The following is a 17,160-nucleotide window of genomic DNA, read 5'->3' on the forward strand; positions in this document are numbered from 1 at the left end:
TCATCGGGTGCATGGAGGTCACGGTTGACCATCTCGTCAGGTTGCGGGACGGCCGATCGATGGCCTACGCCGAATACGGAGCTCCGAACGGCTTTGTGATCGTCAACGCGCACGGTGGGTTGGCCTGTCGTCTCGATGTCGCAGCGGCCGACGAGGTCGCGGCCGTGGCCGGCGTTCGGCTGATCTCACCCGACCGGCCCGGCGTCGGGCGCTCAGATCCCGATCCCGGGCGCACGACATTGCGCTGGGCCCACGATGTCGAGGAGTTGCTCGACCGGATCGGGGTCGAGCGGTTCGCCGTGATGGGCTGGTCGATGGGCGGACAGTACGCGGCGGCGGTGGGGCACGCCCTTGGCCACCGGGTGACACGGGTGGCGGTCGTCGCCGGGGCGCTTCCGCTGACCGAATCCGGGGTGTTCGATCAGCTGCCCGCGATGGATCGGTACTTCACCCGCATGTCCGAGCGTGCACCGTGGCTGGCGCAGCAGTGGTTCCACATGATGGGACTTGCGCCACGACTCGCCCCGGTGACGTACGGCCGTCTCGCCGCCCGCGACCTGGGGCCGGCCGATGCCGCCGTGATCCGCGGCGAAGGATTCCGCACGTTCGCGCGGATGTCCCGCGAAGCGATGCGCCAGCCGGCGGGTGCCGTCGAGGAGTACCGCGCGTGGATGCGTCCGTGGGGCTTTGCCCCCGAAGACCTCGACGTTCCCGTCGACGTCTGGGCAGGCGCCGATGACCAATTGGTCGACGCGAGCTGGCCGCACCGGCTCGCGTCACGAATCCCGAATGCCACGTTGAACATTCGCGACGGCGGACACTTCGTCGCGCATCTGCACTACCGCGAGATTTTCGACGCGCTGCGCCGCTAGCAGACGGCCGGCGGCACCCACCCGGACACGTTCGGTGGCACCCACCCGCATGGCCCGTAGTATCGCGGTCCGTCCCACCTGGCTTCACGCCAGTCGCGGTCGTGATCATGCCGGTCATGCCAGCGCGGCTTGTCCAGCTTCCACGTCACACCCGGCGAATTCGCCACTGCCGGTTCGGCACTGGCGACACCCGCGCTCAGCCCAGCGGTCGTGAAGCCCAGTGCCCCCACGAACGCCACAACCGCGCCAAACTTCTTCATATTCACGATCAAACCTCTGCAAAATCAGCTATCCGACCCGACCCAACTTTAGCCCGATGATCAGTCGGCCGTGGGGTCGGCCCCGCGGTATGCACCCGCCGAAAGATTCAGCAAAGCGAACCGTGGAGCGCCGTCGAGTGCGCTGAACGGGGTTCTGCTGCAGGAGTATTGACTCAATTGGTTTGCGGGTGAGGTCAGCTCGTCATGCCCACCGCAAAGTTCCGGACGCTCAGGCGTACAACGACTCGAACGTGCGGATCGAGCGTTCGATGTCACCCTTCACCGTCCGTGCGGCGACGGCCCCGATCGGCCCGAACAGCGGCGCACCGCCCAGTTCGAGTTTCAACGTGAAGGAGCATCCCTCCTTCTTCGGCTTCACGGTCATCTTCAGCGCGTACTTCGTCCCGCCGACACCGTCACCGGTGATGCCGATCAGCCGCGGCGGATCCAGCTCACGGATGGTCCACGTGACGCGGTTGCGCATCCCCTTCGCCCCGGCCACGCCGACGATCGTCGTTCCCACCGTCAGTTCTGACGGCAACTCACTGCGCCAGCCCTCGTGCATCTGCAGCCAGTCGCCGAGCGTTGACAGATCCGAAACGTGTGTCCACGCATCCTCGGGGCTCAACGACAGGTCGCGGGACAGCTCCAGTTTGGCCACGCCCAAGATCCTAGGCGGGCATGCGCGCGAGTGATGCGAACGACGGCGCGCCGAGCGTCAGCGCGCTGGTCCGAGGGTTAATTTGTCCGCATGGACGTCTTGTTGGCTGCGGATCCGCCGTTCTTCGGCGGACCTGGACAGGGCACCCGCCAGATCATCGAGCTGTTCGTCGCGTTCGGGCTCACCGCGCTGATCGGCCTCGAGCGCGAGCTCCAGGGTAAGAGCGCCGGGGTAAGAACCCAGACGATCGTCGGCACCGCCGCGGCGCTGATCCTGCTGGTCAGCAAGTACGGCTTCAACGACGTCCTGCAGGATGGGCTCGTCGTCGTCGACCCCTCGCGGGTCGCCGCTCAGATCGTCACGGGTATCGGGTTTCTCGGAGCGGGCATCATCATCTTCCGGCGCGGCTCGGTCCACGGACTGACCACGGCGGCCGCGGTGTGGGAGTCCGCGGCCATCGGCATGGCCGCGGGGTCCGGTCTGCTGCTGCTCGCCGTCACCGTGACGGCGATGCACTTCCTCGTCGTCGTTGGGTTCATTCCGCTGGCACGGTGGCTCACATCCCGGTTGAGCGGATCGGTCACCATGCACGTCAGCTACCTGCAAGGCCAGGGCGTGATGACACGCCTTCTGCAGGCATGCGAACGGCGCCAATGGCAACTCACCGATATCGCGAACGACACCGCGGAACTGGCCACGGGCGCAGGACAGGCCGGTGTGTTGTTGACGCTCGGCGGCAAGGGGATCGTGAACGCACCGATGGTGCTGGCGGGTATCGACGGCGTGATCGGAATCCACCAGCTCGACGACGACCCCGACTGAACCGCCGCATAATGTCTTGTGACCATCGGACTGATCTGCGCCATCCCGCAGGAGCTCGCCACACTGCAGAGTGCCCTCGCCGAGACTCACACCGATGCGGTGGCGCATACCCGATTCGTCACCGGTGTTCTCGACGGCCACGACGTGGTGCTCGCCGGATCCGGGATGGGCAAGGTCAACGCCGCCATCGTCGCGACACTGCTGGCTGATCGGTTCGGTTGCCGCACAATCGTTTTCTCCGGCGTGGCGGGCGGACTTGATCCGGCGCTGTCGATCGGCGACGTCGTTGTGGCCGACCGGATCGTCCAGCACGACGCCGGTGTCCTCGAGAACGAGAGGGTACGCACCTACCAGCCGGGCCACGCGCCGATCATCAACCCCACCGATCGACTCGGTTACCCGGTTGACCCCGAACTGCTCGCCAGGGTCAAGGACCGACTGGAAGGCATGCCCCTTCCGGGTCAACTCGTCTATGGCACAGTCCTTACCGGCGATCAGTACCTGAACTGCGACTCCACCCGCGCGCGGCTGCTATCGGAACTGGACGGCACGGCGATCGAGATGGAGGGCGGTGCGGTCGCACAGGTCTGCGAGGCCTTCGGCCTGCCCTGGTTGGTCATCCGCGCCCTGTCCGACCTCGCGGGCGGAAATGCGCTCTTCGACTTCACCGCGTTCGTCGAACAGGCATCGGCCACATCGGCCACTATCCTGAGGCGGCTACTGCCCGTACTGTGACGCACATGGCGGACCTGCTGGCCAGGGTGCTCGACGCGCATGGCGGACTGGACAACTGGCGGCAATTCACCCGCGTCGAGGCGACGATCGTCAGCGGCGGACTGATGTTCGAGATGAAGGGCCAGCCGCAGGATCCGACACCTCGCCGGATGGCCGTGACGCTGCAACGTGAATGGGGTTCGGTACGCCCCTTCGGCGCCGACGACCAGAAGACCGATTTCACACCTGACCGGATAGCGATCGAAAAGCTCGACGGAGCGGTGGTCGCCGAGCTGATGGACCCAGAGGCGTCATTCGAAGGCGACGACCTGCACACTCCGTGGAATCCGTTGCAGCGGGCCTACTTCAACGGCTACGCACTATGGACGTACCTGACGAGCCCGTTCCTGTTGTCGCTGCCGGGGTTTGTGGTGCGCGAGCTCGACCCGATTGACGACGACGGACGAACACTGACCGGCCTGCAGTTCACGATTCCCGCCGGCTTCTTCAGCCACAGCGCACTGCAGGAGTTCTACTTCGGGCCCGACCTGCTGCTCGCGCGCCACGACTACCGCGTGGACATCGCGGGCAGTTTCTCGGCAATTCAATATATTTCGGACTACGTCGAAGCCGACGGCATCATGATGCCGACCACACGACGGGCCTATCGGTGCGGTGGCGACGGCCGACCGATGTTCGACCAGCTCATGGTGTCGATCGACTTGTCCGACTACCACTTCTCGTAGACGCAACGAGGCCGACCGCCGCCAGCACGGCGAACGTTGCGAACATCGCACGCGCGGCCGTCGCATCCCCGCGATCGGTGGCGTTGACCACGATGCCCGCCAGCCCGGCCCCGAAAGCTCCGAAGATCAGCTGCACGGTGTTGATCGCGGCCGCCGCGCGGCCACCCTCACTCGCATCGTCGACCGAGCCCATCGCCCACGCCGACAGATGTGGCCACGCCATGCCGACTCCCACACCCGTCAGTGCCAGCGCCGCCACCCAGATCGCGATTACCCGGCCCGACGCATCCTCGAACTGACTGACCGCCGCCAGCGTCAGACCTGCGGCGATCACCAGCGGCGCAACGGCGACGATCCGGACAACCACCTTGGTCCTGGTCACCGATGCGCTCGCGATCTCGCTCATCGTCCATCCGATCGCCAGTGCCACGCCGAGGAAGCCGGCCGCCACGGGTGTGAGGTGCGCGAGCCGCTGGCCGAAGAACGGCACGTACAGGTCGACCATCGTCGCGGCCATCAGCATGCCGAGGGTGAGATAGATCCACTTGAGCGGGCCGGGTCGAAAAGCCGTCGCAGGCAACACCGCCGCGCTCGCACGGCGATCGACCATCAGGAACACACCCACCAGAACCGCACCCACCGCGACCAGAGCGATGGTCCACACCACGTTTCGCGGAACCCCCGCGACGCTGACCGAAAGCGCCGCCGCACCGAGCAGCAGCAGCGACCACACCGGGATCGGGTCGCGCGGTGGGACATCTGTCCTGCCGGGTAGCGCGAACGGCACCAGCACAGCGATTGCCGCGGCCAATACGACGAGCACGCCGAATGCCCACCGCCATGAACCGTATTGCGCGAACAGGCCGCCGGCCGCAGGCCCGAGTAGGGTGCCGACACCCCACATCGCCGAGACGAGGGCCGACGCCTTGGTCCAGAGTGACTGGGGCAGCGTGGAATTGATCACCGCATAGCCAAGCCCCGCGAGTAGCCCGCCCGCCGAGCCCTGGACCACGCGGCCGACCAACAGCAGCTCCATCGTCGGCGCCAGCGCGCACAACAGGCTGCCCACGGCGAACACCGCAAGACCGGAAAGGTACGCCCACCGCGGCCCTATTCGCGCCAGCACAGAGCTGACGGTGGTCGCCGCCACCACCGACGTGACGAGGTACACCGTGGTGACCCAGGCGTAGAGGCGCTGGCCGCCGATATCGGCGACCGTGCTCGGCAGCAGGCTGATGGTGAGGAACTCGTTGGTGGCGTACAGCGCAACGCCGCCGGCCAATACTGCCGAGGCTCCGAGGTACTTCGGGCCCAACAGCTCACGCCAGCCACCGGTGGCAGTCGTTGCGGTTACGGTCACGCCGCTCACGCTAAGAGCTCAACCGCTATTGAGGTCAAGTAATTTCACGTAGGTTGCAAGCTGTGTTGCGCCCTTTGGCATGTGCCGTGATCGCCGTCCTGTTGACAGCCTGCAGTGAGAGCGGCGAGGCCCCGGAAACGCCCGATGCCGTCGAAGTCGAGGCCGTCTACACCGTCGGGCTGCGGCAGGTCGAATTCACCGATACCGGCGACCGCCATCTGGCCATGAACGTCTTCTACCCCGCCGTGGCCGCTCCTCCCGACGCGGAGCCGTTCTCGATGCCGTTCTTCACCGAGGTGTCCGCGTATCCCGACCTCGCCCCGGCGGCGGACGGCAAGCGACGGCCGCTGGTTCTCTTTTCCCACGGGCGGGGCAGCAACGGTCTGTACTACGCATGGTTCGCGCAGCAGCTGGCCAGCCGCGGCTATATCGTCGCCGCCTTGGACCACTACCGTGCCAACACCTACGACTCGTCAATCATCTACCTCGCCAACAAGTTGTGGCAGCGGCCTCGCGATCTGTCGCTGGCAACGAATTTCCTTGTCGACGACGCGTTCTGGGGACCTCTGATCGACAGCAGGAGAATCGGGGTGGCCGGGCATTCTCAGGGCGGGTTCACGGCACTGTGGCTCGGCGGGGCGCGTGTCAACGCGGAGAAATACCTCAGCTTCCAGCGTGGCTGGAAGAACAACCAGATGGTGCCCCAGCACCTGCGCGATCAGTTACCGCTCGATGCCGCCCCCGCACTCGATGTCGCCGATCCGCGGATCAAGGCCGTCTTTTCAATGGCGCCGGGGATCATCGAGGCGTTCGGCATGGACGAGGCCGGTTTGCATGACCTCAAGCTCCCGACCTACCTGATCGTCGGCGCGCGCGATACCCAGACCCCGCCCGACGAGAACGCCGAATTCGCCGCGGCCAACATTCCCGGTTCCGAGCTCAACGTGATACCGGGAGACGTCGACCACGAGATCTTCGTCAACGAGTGCAACCAGATCGGTCGCGACGAACTCCCGGAGGGCTGCATCGACGCGCCAGGCGTTGACCGAGCGGCGATCCACGGCGAAATCGCCGACGCGGCCATCCGCTTCTTCGACGCCCACCTCCGCGGCTGATTACCGCGCAAGCACCGGGGCGCGCGACGTCCAGATCAGCCAGGGCTTCCTGGTGCCCCGCCCGGGCTGCCGCCGTCGCCGCCGTCCCCGCCGGTGCCGGTCTGGCTGGTGCCGCCGGCGCCTCCATTACCGCCGGAGGTGTTTCCGCTGTACCCACCGTCCGACGCCCCCGCGTCACCACCGGCACCGCCGGCGCCACCAGTGCCGCTGCCGGTCGAGCCGCCGGTACCACCGGTGCCACCCGCCGGATGTCCTGCGGAGCCGGGCCCGCTGATCGTTCCGCTACCGCCATTGCCACCGGGGCCGCCGTCGCCAGTGACGCTGGAGCCGCCGGTACCGCCGCTACCGCCAATGGGGTATCCCAGGTAGGTCACGGTGGCATCGCCGCCGTCACCCCCGGCGCCGCCGGTGCCGCTCGTACTGTCACCGCCGTTGCCGCCGCTACCGCCAACGGGAGTCCCGAGGTAGACGGTGGCGTCGCCGCCGTCGCCGCCGTCGCCCGCGATGGTGCCATCACTGCCGCCGACGCCCGAGGTTCCGGGGTTCGTTCCCGCCCCGCCAGCGCCGCCGTCGGCACCGGTCCCGACGTCGCCGCCATTGCCTCCAGTACCGCCGGTGATGTTCGCCGTATCGTCAGTGACGTCGGCGCCGTCGGCACCGTTGCCACCGTTGCCGCCGTCGCCGCCATCGCCGCCGTCACCGCCGTCACCCTGGGAGCCGTCTTCGCCGCGGCCTCCGTCCACACCACCGGTGCCGCCGGACCCCGCCGCGCCACCGCCGCCCGCTGAGCCGCCGGCGCCGCCGTCGCCGCCGTTGCCGCCGGTCTGACCATCGCCACCATCGCCGCCGTGACCGCCGGCGACAGTGGCGTTCGCCCCGTTACCGCCGTCCGCCCCATCGGCGCCATCGCCACCGTCACCGCCCGCGGCGCCGTCTCCGCCCGCACCGCCATCGCCGTTCAGCCCGGCCGCCCCTGGGGTTCCCAACCCTCCGGAGGCGCCACCGGCGCCGGCGTCGCCGCCAACACCACCGGCACCGCCGTCGCCACCGGCCTGACCGTCATCGCCACGGGCTCCCGCAACAGTCGCCGCCGATGCATCACCGCCGGCCATGCCGTCGCCCCCCACGCCGCCTTTACCGCCGTTGCCGCCGTCGCCACCGTCACCCATCGTGCCGGCTTGGCCGCCGGCACCGGCCACACCACCGGAGCCACCTGACCCGGCCGCACCACCGCTGCCCGCTGAGCCGCCGGCGCCGCCATCGCCGCCAGCCCCGCCTGCCTGACCGTTGTCACCGTCGACCCCGTCACCGCCGGCGACAGTGGCGTTCGCCCCGTTACCGCCGTCAGCCCCATCGGCGCCATCGCCACCGTCACCGCCCGCCGCGCCATTTCCGCCCGCACCGCCATCACCGTTCACCCCGGCCGCCCCTGCAGTTCCAAACCATCCGGCGGCACCACCAGCGCCGGCGTCGCCGCCCAGACCACCGGCACCACCGGCGCCACCGGCCTGACCGTCATCGCCACGGGCTCCCGCAACAGTCGCCGCCAAGGAATCAGCGCCGGCCCCACCGTCGCCTCCCACGCCGCCGGTTCCACCAGATCCACCAAGCCCACCGGCGCCGAAAAACAGCCCGCCGGAGCCGCCATTGCCGCCGGCCCCACCGGCGCCGCCCTCAACGCCGTCCGCGCCGGCGCCACCGGCGCTACCGGCAGCCCCTGCCGCGCCGTTACCGCCCGCTCCGCCGCTGCCGATGAGCAGACCACCGTTGCCACCGGCGCCGCCGGCGGTGCCCGCCGCCACGGCGTGGCTGCCGTCGCCGCCATTGCCGATGAGTCCCGCGTTGCCACCGCGTCCGCCATTGGCACCGGCACCGCCATTGCCGAAGAAGAATCCGCCGTTGCCACCATTGCAGGCGCCGACGCAATCGGCCGCAGCGCTCCAACCATTGCCGAAGAACAGTCCCGCGTCGGGATGTTCGGCCGTGCCATTACTGATGAACACCGACAGAAACGCGCCGAACGGATCACCGGACACCGCCGCGGAACTGGCTGCCGCAGCCCCGAGCCCCGGAGACGGACACGCCGGGAGCGCGCAATCGGTGATCGGCGACGACATATCGACCAAATACACATTCGCAGACACATAGGACGGTGGGGACTCGACCGGAAGGTCCGAACCCTGCGCAATCCAGAAGGAAGCACCGGTCAACGCAATGCCGGTGACCACAACCGAACGGGCAAGTGTGAACATGGCGAACTCCTCGCAGCTGTCTCCAATAAGGCGCGAAGCACTGGTTTCGATAGCTAGACGCGGAGACAGCAAATCGAAGAGTAATTTTCGCTGCCGTCACATTACATAGTTGCCATCGAAAATCCGCCAAGAGCATCAGCCATTTCGCAATCTGGCTAACTTCGCGAGATGCCGACTACTTCAAGCCCGCGGCATCCATACCGCGCAGTTCCTTCTTCAGGTCGTGAATCTCGTCGCGGATCCGGGCCGCCAACTCGAACTGCAGATCCCGTGCCGCGCTCATCATCTGCTCGGTCAGATCCCTGATCAGGTCGGCCAACTCCGCGCGCGGCATGTTCGACGTGTCACGGCCCTCGATGATGCCGGCGCTGACAGCACGGCCCGGCTCGCCCTGAGCGCGACGGCCGCGCGACGCGTTGCGGCCCGAGCCGCCGATCTCGACATCGTCAGCCTCGCGGTAGACCTGGTCGAGGATGTCGGCGATCTTCTTGCGCAACGGCTGCGGGTCGATGCCGTGTTCGGTGTTGTACGCGACCTGCTTGGCCCGGCGGCGATCGGTCTCGTCGATCGCCTCGCGCATCGAGTCGGTGATCTTGTCGGCGTACATGTGCACCTCGCCGGACACGTTGCGGGCGGCGCGGCCGATGGTCTGGATCAAGCTGCGGGTCGACCGCAGGAAGCCCTCCTTGTCGGCGTCGAGGATCGACACCAGCGAGACCTCCGGCAGGTCGAGACCCTCCCGCAGGAGGTTGATGCCGACCAGCACGTCGTAGTCGCCGAGCCGCAATTGTCGCAACAACTCGACACGGCGCAATGTGTCGACTTCCGAGTGCAGATACCTAACCCGGATCCCCATCTCGAGCAGATAGTCGGTCAGGTCCTCGGCCATCTTCTTGGTAAGCGTGGTGACGAGTACGCGCTCGTCACGCTCGGTGCGCTTGCGGATCTCGCCGATCAGATCGTCGATCTGGCCCTTCGTCGGCTTCAGCACGACCTGGGGGTCGACGAGGCCGGTCGGCCTGATCACCTGTTCGACGAATTCACCGCCGGTCTGGCTCAGCTCGTACGGTCCGGGGGTGGCCGACAGATACACCGTCTGCCCGATCCGGTCCGCGAACTCTTCCCACGTGAGCGGTCTGTTGTCCACCGCCGACGGCAGCCGGAAGCCGAAGTCGACCAGGTTGCGCTTGCGGGACATGTCGCCCTCGTACATGCCACCGATCTGTGGCACTGTCACGTGCGACTCGTCGATGACCAGCAGGAAGTCCTCGGGAAAGTAATCCAGCAGCGTGGCAGGCGCCGAACCCGCCGGCCGAGCGTCGATGTGGCGCGAGTAGTTCTCGATGCCCGAACAGAAGCCCACCTGGCGCATCATCTCGACGTCGTAGTTGGTGCGCATCCGCAGCCGCTGGGCCTCGAGAAGCTTGCCCTGGCCCTCCAGTTCGGCCAACCGCTCCTCGAGTTCCTGCTCGATGGTGGAGATCGCATGCGCCATGCGCTCCGGGCCTGCCACGTAGTGCGTGGCCGGAAAGACGCGCAGTGAGTCGACCTGGCGCACGACATCTCCGGTCAACGGGTGCATGTAGTACAACGACTCGACCTCGTCGCCGAAGAACTCGATGCGCACCGCCAATTCCTCATACGACGGGATGATCTCGACGGTGTCGCCCCTGACCCGGAACGAGCCCCTGGTGAACGCCATGTCGTTGCGGGTGTACTGCACGTCGACCAGCAGGCGCAGCAGCGCGTCACGCGGAACCTCTTGACCGACCTGCAGCTCCACCGACCGGTCCAGATAGGACTGCGGAGTGCCAAGACCGTAGATGCACGACACCGAGGCGACCACGACCACATCGCGACGCGACAGCAGACTCGATGTCGCCGAGTGCCGCAACCGCTCCACGTCGTCGTTGATCGAGCTGTCCTTCTCGATGTACGTATCCGTCTGCGCGATGTACGCCTCTGGCTGGTAATAGTCGTAGTACGAGACGAAGTACTCAACAGCGTTGTGCGGCAACATTTCCCGTAGCTCGTTGGCGAGCTGTGCGGCCAGTGTCTTGTTGGGTGCCATCACCAGGGTGGGGCGCTGAAGCCGCTCGATGAGCCACGCCGTCGTCGCCGACTTACCGGTACCGGTAGCGCCGAGGAGCACCACGTCGCGCTCCCCCGCCTCGATCCGGCGCTCGAGCTCACGGATCGCCGTCGGCTGATCGCCCGCCGGCTGGTGCTCGCTGACGACCTCGAACTTGCCGCCGGCGCGCACGATGGAGTCGACGGGGCGGTATTCCGAGACCGCCAGCACGGGATGTTCGGTTGCGAAGGCCATGATTCACCAGGGTAAGCGCGGACTCCGACAACTTCATTCCCGTCGGCGCCGCCGGCGGTGCCGGCAATTCAGCTCGTCCTATTGTTGACCTATCCATCCTCCCAAGCATGAGACGTTCGACCTGTTGGCCCGCACCAACACCGATCTCAAGGGCATCGTGCGTGCCGTGGACGAATACACCGTCCAACCGTGGGGTCTGTACATGGCCCGCCCCACCCCCGGCCGGGCACAGTTCCACTACCTCGAATCGTGGCTGCTGCCGACCTTGAGACTGCGGACCACCGTCTTCCATTTCAACCCTGGTCACGTACGCGACCAGGACTTCTATCTCGACGTCGGCCAATTCACGCCGAGTGACGCGGTGTGGCACGCCGAGGACCACTACCTCGATCTGGTGCTGCGGACGGGTACCGGGGTCGAGTTGGCCGATGTCGATGAGCTGCTCACCGCGGTCAGGCACCGCCTGCTCTCGCCGGAAGCCGCTGAACAGGCAGTTCATACGGCGGTATCGACCATGGACGGGCTCGCCAGGAATGACTACGACCTCGACCGCTGGCTCGCGGGCCACGGCATAACCCTGACCTGGCGCGATATTTCGTAACACCTGGCCGATCTTGATCGATTTTCGTTGTGATGACCACAACAGCGCAGGTCAACGACATGGCTCCGACGCGGACCCAGCCGGTAAAGTCGGCTGTCATGAGTTCTCCGAAGCGCCGATGGTCGGCACTTGCCGCTGTCGCCGCAGTCGGTATGGGCATGCTGGGCTCGCCGGCGACCGCGCTCGCTCAACCCGGCACCGAGACCGAACCGCAGCCCATACCCGTTGCCGCCGCCCCCGAGGTGCTCCACAACGTCATCTACCGGGCGCGCGCTGACGGCACCTCCCGTGACGCGGTGGTCGCGTACAAGATGGATGATGCGAACGTCAACAGCGCCACGCCGACGATGCTTCCCGGCGCGACATTCGAGGTCAACGCGGTTCTGGCAGATCCCAAGCTGGCCGGGATGCAGCTGTCCATCGGATGGCCGTACGGATCGAACCTGCACTGCGAGATTCTGGTCGACGACCAGATCGTCGCTCAGGCCGACCAGTTCATCGCACCGAGGTTCTTCCGCGTCAAAGACGATCCGCTATACGGCACGCTGCAGTGCGGTGCGCCGCTGGACATCCCGGTCGCCGGAGTCCCGGACCAGGCTGTCGGACCCGAAGATCCCAACGCCGTGCCTGCTGACCCGAACGCCCCAGCGCCTGCGGCCTAACCGATCGCCTGCAACGGGCCCGCGGGCTGCAGCACTGGCATACCCGGGTCGCGTTGCATATTGACCGGTTCAATGATCTGACATTCCTGTTTCTTGTCGCAGATGGTGTCGGACCCGTCTTTCCACGAACACATCGCCCCCGAAAATTTGCCCGAACCGCTGAATGTGCCGCCGTAGCGGTCACACATCATCTTCAGGCTGTCCTCCGATTGATTGAACTTCTTCGGCTCGGCATCCGCGGGGCTGGCGGTGCCGAATGCGAAACCTACAGCGATGACGCCGACAGCTACGGCGGTCAGAACGGTCTTTGCCTCTCGTGCAATGGCATTGAACATGCCGTACTCCTCTGGTAGGTGGAGGCCCGGCCGGGCCGCCGCTACAGGTAGGAGTCACAGACATCGGTCTACTGGACACTTTTTGGGAGATCGCTGATCGCTACGGACGCCAACCGGTGGTGTCCGCCCATTTCCAGGCCCGCCGGTAGGCGTCGAGAAACCACGGCTCCTTGGCATCGGCGTAGGCGCCGGTGTCGGCGTGCGCCTGCGCCGCGATCCGCCGCTTGAGCGCGAGGTAGTCGGCCTGCACCGATGGATTGGCACGCAGCCAGTCGACGAACAGCAGGGCGAACTGCTGGCCGGGCCAACCGTCGACCCTGATATGGACATTCGTCGGCCTGCCAGGATCGGCTGAGCAGTGAAGGCGCTTGTGCCACAAAGACTCATCGTTTGTGTGGTCGAACGCCGCGACAGTGCTGCGGGCATCGGGCTTGCCGACGTCGGCGGTGATCGGCCTGCGCACGTATCCCGCGGAGGTCAACGCATCGGCCAGTTCGTCGGCCAGTTCCAGCGAGGCAACCGTCACCTGCATGTCGATCACGTCCTTGGCGTCCACCCCGGCAACGGCCGTGGATCCGATGTGGTCGACGCGGACAGCCCGATGCCCACACGCGGTGGCCAGGCGCGCCGCGATCCGACGGCCTTGATCCGGCCACGACGGGTCGCTGGGCACCAGAACCGGCGCGGAGCGGGCGGGTTGACCGTTGTCGAGGTTGTGCGCGAACGGCACGATCCGCTGAAGCCACAACTCGCGGGCCTGCTCGATCAACGCCCCCGCGCTGCCTGAGTTGTCGAGCCACACATCGGCGACGGCGCGGCGCTGCTCCTCGGTGGCCTGGGCGGCGATTCGGGCGCGGGCGTCCTCCTCGGTGAAGCCGCGGTACTCGATCAGCCGCTTCACCCGTAGGTCCTCGTCGGCATGCACGATCACCACCAACGGAAACATCGGCGCCATGCCGGATTCCACGAGCAGCGGGATGTCCTCGACGATCACGGCATCGTCGGCCGCAGCCGCGATCAACTCAGATCGGCGATGCGCCACCAGTGGATGCACGATCCCATTGAGGATCTTGCGCTTCTCGTCATCGCTGAAGGCGATGGCCGCCAAGGCGGGCCGATTCAACGAGCCGTCATCGTGCAGGATGTCGTTGCCGAACGCATCGACGAGCTTGCCCAGCCCCTCGGTGCCCGGTTCGACCACCTCTCGGGCGATCACGTCGCCGTCGACGACGATCCCTCCGAGCTCACTGAACGTCGAGGACACCGTCGACTTTCCGGCACCGATACCGCCGGACAGGCCTATGCGCAGCACCGCACCAGTGTGTCAGGCCCTCATCCTTCGACACCGGTCAGCTCGATCGTCGGATGATCCAGTGCTGTTTCGGCCACCACCGACCCCGCAGGACCGCTCTCGCCGAGGTTCACGGCGACCAAGCGGCGCGCGTTCGGGTCACTGACATAGGCGATCCCGGACTGGACATGCAGATTCGGCATCGGCGACTGCCATTCGTCGGGCTCGGTCCATGCGCCGATCACCGGGTGATGACCGACGCGCTCGGCAGTGACCGGGTCGAAAACATGCAGTGCTCCGTCGGTACCGAGGATCACGGCTTCCCCGGCGGGGCCACGTTCCAGTGATCGGAAGCTGTAACTGGCGTTCAGCGGAACGATCCGGATGGCGCCTGTCGCGGTATCGGTCAACGAGAACTGTTGTGGCCGTTCATGTTCTGCGTTGGGGTCGGTCTTGTAGTCGCCAAGCACTATGGGCGAGGCCTCGCCGCCGGACTGGTTGCCGATCCGGCCGTAGGGGTCCGGGCTTTCGACCTTGCGAATCTCGTTGCCCCGCACCAGGACGATGCCGTCCTCGCACCCGAAGGTCAACACACCGCCGGCCGCGGCGGCCTCGCCGTGCAGTCCGGGGCACTGGTCGTTGCTCACGATCTGCTTTCCGGTCGAGTCGAGGATCTCGACGCCGGAGCGCGTCTCCTCGTCGCCGACACTGACGACGATGCTGCGATCGGCCCGCGCGACCGCGACACCGTGGTGCGGAGCCCGCACAGCGGCATGCCACACGTCGCCTTCGCCGACCAACAAGCCGCTGGGATCGACCACATCGACAGCACCGGTGCCGTCGCTGAACAGCGTCAGCCGATCGTCGTGGGCGACGACGTGGCCGGGTTCTGCGCCGCCGAACCGGATATCGGTCAGCTGGGGATCGGCGGTGTAGTAGTGGTTGTGATCGCCGTGCCCGCCGGTCCAGGTGCCCATGTCCAGCACGGTGAAGCCGTTTGACTGCGATACGAGGACGTGGCGGCCATTGGCGGCGGAGTTCAACCGCACGAAACCCTCGACCGGGATGTCGGCGACCTCGTCGAGCGTCTCGGCATCGAGGATCAGCACGCCGCCGTCATAGCTCAGCGCGAGCCGAGGGGTGGCTGACGACTGTTCGGTGGGCGCCGCCGCGGTCGGCGCCGTGGTGGGTGGCGAGTCTTGGTTTCCTTCAGGATCGCCTGGCGTACCGCATCCCGCAGCCAGGACCGTCACGGACAGGATCGCTAATGCTCGCCTCATCGTCATGGCGACGATCCAACCCGCTAATGAAAATCATTGTCAAAAAGCGATACATGCATCTGAGGGAGACGAAAAAGAACGCCCCGACCCTTTCGAGTCGAGGCGTCCCTTCGAGCTGAACTGCTAGGCGTTACCGGCGAGCTTCTCGCGCAGAGCCGCGAGCTGGGCGTCGCTCGCAAGCGAACCGCCGGCGGAGGCCGGCTCGTCAGAGCGCGACGAACCGTTGGACGAACGCGCGGGCTCGGCAGCGGCTGCTGCTTCGGCCGCGGCGAACTTCTCCATCTGCGCGGTGTGCATCTTGTGACGACGCTCCGCCTCGGCGTAGCGGGACTCCCACTCCTCACGCTGCTTCTCGAAACCTTCGAGCCATTCGTTGGTCTCGGCGTCGAAGCCCTCGGGGAAGATGTAGTTGCCCTGCTCGTCGTAGCTGTCGGCCATGCCGTACTTCGACGGGTCGAACTCCTCGGTGTAGTCCTCGTTGGCCTGCTTGAGGCTCAGCGATATGCGGCGACGCTCCAGGTCGATGTCGATGACCTTGACCATCGCGTCGTCGCCGACCTGGACCACCTGGTCCGGGACCTCGACGTGGCGCTCGGACAGCTCGGAGATGTGCACCAGACCCTCGATGCCCTCCTCGACGCGAACGAACGCACCGAACGGCACCAGCTTGGTGACCTTGCCCGGCACGATCTGGCCGATGGCGTGGGTGCGGGCGAAGTGGCGCCACGGATCTTCCTGAGTCGCCTTGAGCGACAGCGAAACCCGCTCGCGGTCCATGTCGACGTCGAGCACCTCGACCGTGACCTCGTCGCCGACCTGCACGACCTCGGACGGATGGTCGATGTGCTTCCAGGACAGCTCCGAAACGTGCACCAGGCCGTCGACACCGCCGAGATCGACGAAGGCGCCGAAGTTGACGATCGAGGACACGACACCCTTGCGGATAGCGCCCTTCTGCAGCTGGTTGAGGAACTCGCTGCGCACCTCGGACTGGGTCTGCTCCAGCCAGGCGCGGCGGCTGAGCACCACGTTGTTGCGGTTCTTGTCGAGCTCGATGATCTTGGCCTCGATCTCCTTGCCGATGTACGGCTGCAGATCGCGGACCCGACGCATCTCGACCAGCGACGCGGGCAGGAAGCCGCGCAGGCCGATGTCGAGGATCAGGCCGCCCTTGACGACCTCGATGACGGTGCCCTTGACGGCCTCGTCCTTCTCCTTGAGCTCTTCGATGGTGCCCCAGGCCCGCTCGTACTGAGCGCGCTTCTTGGACAGGATCAGGCGGCCTTCCTTGTCCTCCTTGGTGAGGACCAGGGCTTCAACCTCATCGCCGACCGATACGACCTCATTGGGGTCGACGTCGTGCTTGATGGAGAGCTCACGGGAAGGGATGACGCCTTCAGTCTTGTAACCGATGTCGAGCAGGACTTCGTCACGGTCAACCTTGACGATGGTTCCCTCGACGATGTCGCCATCGTTGAAGTATTTGATTGTTTTGTCGATGGCGGCAAGAAAGTCCTCGGCCGAGCCGATGTCGTTGACGGCTACTTGCGGCGAGGTGACGGAGGGACTTGGCATGTGGTGGGTTGCTCCGGACAGGTTGGGTCGTAGGGACTTAATGGACAGTTGTTATTGGTGATACCCGCCATCGAGGAACTCGATCCAGCCCAAGTCCACGAAAAAGCACAGACAGGTACCTCGTAGAGATTACTCGACTGGGTACATGCTGGACAAACCCGCGACGTGCCTCACCTACTTTGAGCGCGTGGCCGGTGGTGGTGCCTCACCTATTTTGAGCGCGTGGTCTAGAAGGCTTGCCCGATGTGGAAGGCAAGATCGATATGGCTGCGAGGCGGCAGGTAACGA

16 protein-coding genes are annotated in these 17,160 nt (G+C 66.2%); 7 read left to right on the forward strand and 9 right to left on the reverse strand.

All coding sequences use genetic code 11. The annotated features are described in order from the left end of the window. Positions 1-11: 11 nt before the first annotated feature. Positions 12-872, forward strand: a complete 861-nt coding sequence (locus CSQ99_RS22380) for an alpha/beta fold hydrolase (protein WP_099041195.1) — start codon at positions 12-14, stop codon at positions 870-872. Here the strand turns inward: CSQ99_RS22380 and CSQ99_RS22385 are convergent. Together CSQ99_RS22385 and CSQ99_RS22390 are read right to left on the reverse strand one after the other, a co-directional pair. Beyond that, complete coding sequence (locus CSQ99_RS22385) at positions 869-1,132, reverse strand: hypothetical protein (protein ID WP_245909040.1); 264 nt, start codon at positions 1,130-1,132, stop codon at positions 869-871. The genes CSQ99_RS22380 and CSQ99_RS22385 overlap by 4 nt on opposite strands. A gap of 229 nt (positions 1,133-1,361) precedes the next feature. Beyond that, positions 1,362-1,793 (reverse strand): type II toxin-antitoxin system Rv0910 family toxin, encoded by a 432-nt coding sequence (locus CSQ99_RS22390; RefSeq protein ID WP_099041197.1) that lies wholly within the window; start codon positions 1,791-1,793, stop codon positions 1,362-1,364. 90 nt (positions 1,794-1,883) lie between these two features. On the opposite strand from CSQ99_RS22390, the gene CSQ99_RS22395 reads away from it, so the two are divergent. The 3 genes from CSQ99_RS22395 to CSQ99_RS22405 are packed head-to-tail and all read left to right on the forward strand — an operon-like array spanning position 1,884 to position 4,075. Then, positions 1,884-2,615, forward strand: a complete 732-nt coding sequence (locus CSQ99_RS22395; protein WP_099041198.1) for an MgtC/SapB family protein — start codon at positions 1,884-1,886, stop codon at positions 2,613-2,615. An 18-nt stretch (positions 2,616-2,633) separates the two neighbouring features. After that, positions 2,634-3,350 carry a 5'-methylthioadenosine/adenosylhomocysteine nucleosidase gene (locus tag CSQ99_RS22400; protein ID WP_099041199.1) on the forward strand — a complete coding sequence of 239 codons (717 nt, stop codon included), beginning with the start codon at positions 2,634-2,636 and terminating at the stop codon, positions 3,348-3,350. A 5-nt stretch (positions 3,351-3,355) separates the two neighbouring features. Beyond that, complete coding sequence (locus CSQ99_RS22405; protein WP_099041215.1) at positions 3,356-4,075, forward strand: hypothetical protein; 720 nt, start codon at positions 3,356-3,358, stop codon at positions 4,073-4,075. On the opposite strand, the gene CSQ99_RS22410 is transcribed toward CSQ99_RS22405, so the two are convergent. Beyond that, complete coding sequence (locus CSQ99_RS22410; protein ID WP_176561152.1) at positions 4,035-5,435, reverse strand: MFS transporter; 1,401 nt, start codon at positions 5,433-5,435, stop codon at positions 4,035-4,037. The two genes, CSQ99_RS22405 and CSQ99_RS22410, sit on opposite strands and share 41 nt — an antisense overlap. A gap of 62 nt (positions 5,436-5,497) precedes the next feature. Here CSQ99_RS22410 and CSQ99_RS22415 point away from each other — a divergent pair, with 62 nt between their 5' ends. Next, complete coding sequence (locus tag CSQ99_RS22415) at positions 5,498-6,550, forward strand: alpha/beta hydrolase family protein (RefSeq protein WP_099041201.1); 1,053 nt, start codon at positions 5,498-5,500, stop codon at positions 6,548-6,550. A gap of 35 nt (positions 6,551-6,585) precedes the next feature. Here the strand turns inward: CSQ99_RS22415 and CSQ99_RS31050 are convergent, their stop codons facing one another. Together CSQ99_RS31050 and uvrB are read right to left on the reverse strand one after the other, a co-directional pair. Next, a complete protein-coding gene (locus CSQ99_RS31050) occupies positions 6,586-8,802 on the reverse strand; it encodes a hypothetical protein (protein ID WP_099041202.1) in 2,217 nt (738 codons plus the stop codon). Between the two features lie 175 nt (positions 8,803-8,977). Next, positions 8,978-11,128 (reverse strand): excinuclease ABC subunit UvrB, encoded by a 2,151-nt coding sequence (gene uvrB / locus CSQ99_RS22425; protein WP_099041203.1) that lies wholly within the window; start codon positions 11,126-11,128, stop codon positions 8,978-8,980. A 91-nt stretch (positions 11,129-11,219) separates the two neighbouring features. Here uvrB and CSQ99_RS22430 point away from each other — a divergent pair, with 91 nt between their 5' ends. Next, positions 11,220-11,729, forward strand: a complete 510-nt coding sequence (locus CSQ99_RS22430) for a ribonuclease FAU-1 family protein (protein WP_176561156.1) — start codon at positions 11,220-11,222, stop codon at positions 11,727-11,729. A 98-nt stretch (positions 11,730-11,827) separates the two neighbouring features. After that, positions 11,828-12,391 (forward strand): hypothetical protein, encoded by a 564-nt coding sequence (locus CSQ99_RS22435; protein WP_245909038.1) that lies wholly within the window; start codon positions 11,828-11,830, stop codon positions 12,389-12,391. On the opposite strand, the gene CSQ99_RS22440 is transcribed toward CSQ99_RS22435, so the two are convergent. From CSQ99_RS22440 to rpsA, 4 genes are all read right to left on the reverse strand, one after another. Then, positions 12,388-12,726 (reverse strand): hypothetical protein, encoded by a 339-nt coding sequence (locus CSQ99_RS22440; RefSeq protein ID WP_099041205.1) that lies wholly within the window; start codon positions 12,724-12,726, stop codon positions 12,388-12,390. The genes CSQ99_RS22435 and CSQ99_RS22440 overlap by 4 nt on opposite strands. 100 nt (positions 12,727-12,826) lie before the next feature. Continuing rightward, positions 12,827-14,038, reverse strand: a complete 1,212-nt coding sequence (coaE, locus tag CSQ99_RS22445; protein ID WP_099041206.1) for a dephospho-CoA kinase — start codon at positions 14,036-14,038, stop codon at positions 12,827-12,829. A 20-nt stretch (positions 14,039-14,058) separates the two neighbouring features. Further along, positions 14,059-15,303: a hypothetical protein gene (locus CSQ99_RS22450; RefSeq protein ID WP_099041207.1), complete on the reverse strand. Its 1,245-nt coding sequence runs from the start codon at positions 15,301-15,303 to the stop codon at positions 14,059-14,061. A 117-nt stretch (positions 15,304-15,420) separates the two neighbouring features. Then, the gene (gene rpsA, locus CSQ99_RS22455) at positions 15,421-16,872 is read right to left on the reverse strand and encodes a 30S ribosomal protein S1 (RefSeq protein ID WP_099041208.1); all 1,452 of its coding nucleotides are present in this window, start codon (positions 16,870-16,872) and stop codon (positions 15,421-15,423) included. Positions 16,873-17,160 lie beyond the last annotated feature (288 nt).

Origin of the sequence: Mycobacterium neglectum, from assembly GCF_002591975.1 — a bacterium.
GTDB classification, from domain to species: domain Bacteria; phylum Actinomycetota; class Actinomycetes; order Mycobacteriales; family Mycobacteriaceae; genus Mycobacterium; species Mycobacterium neglectum.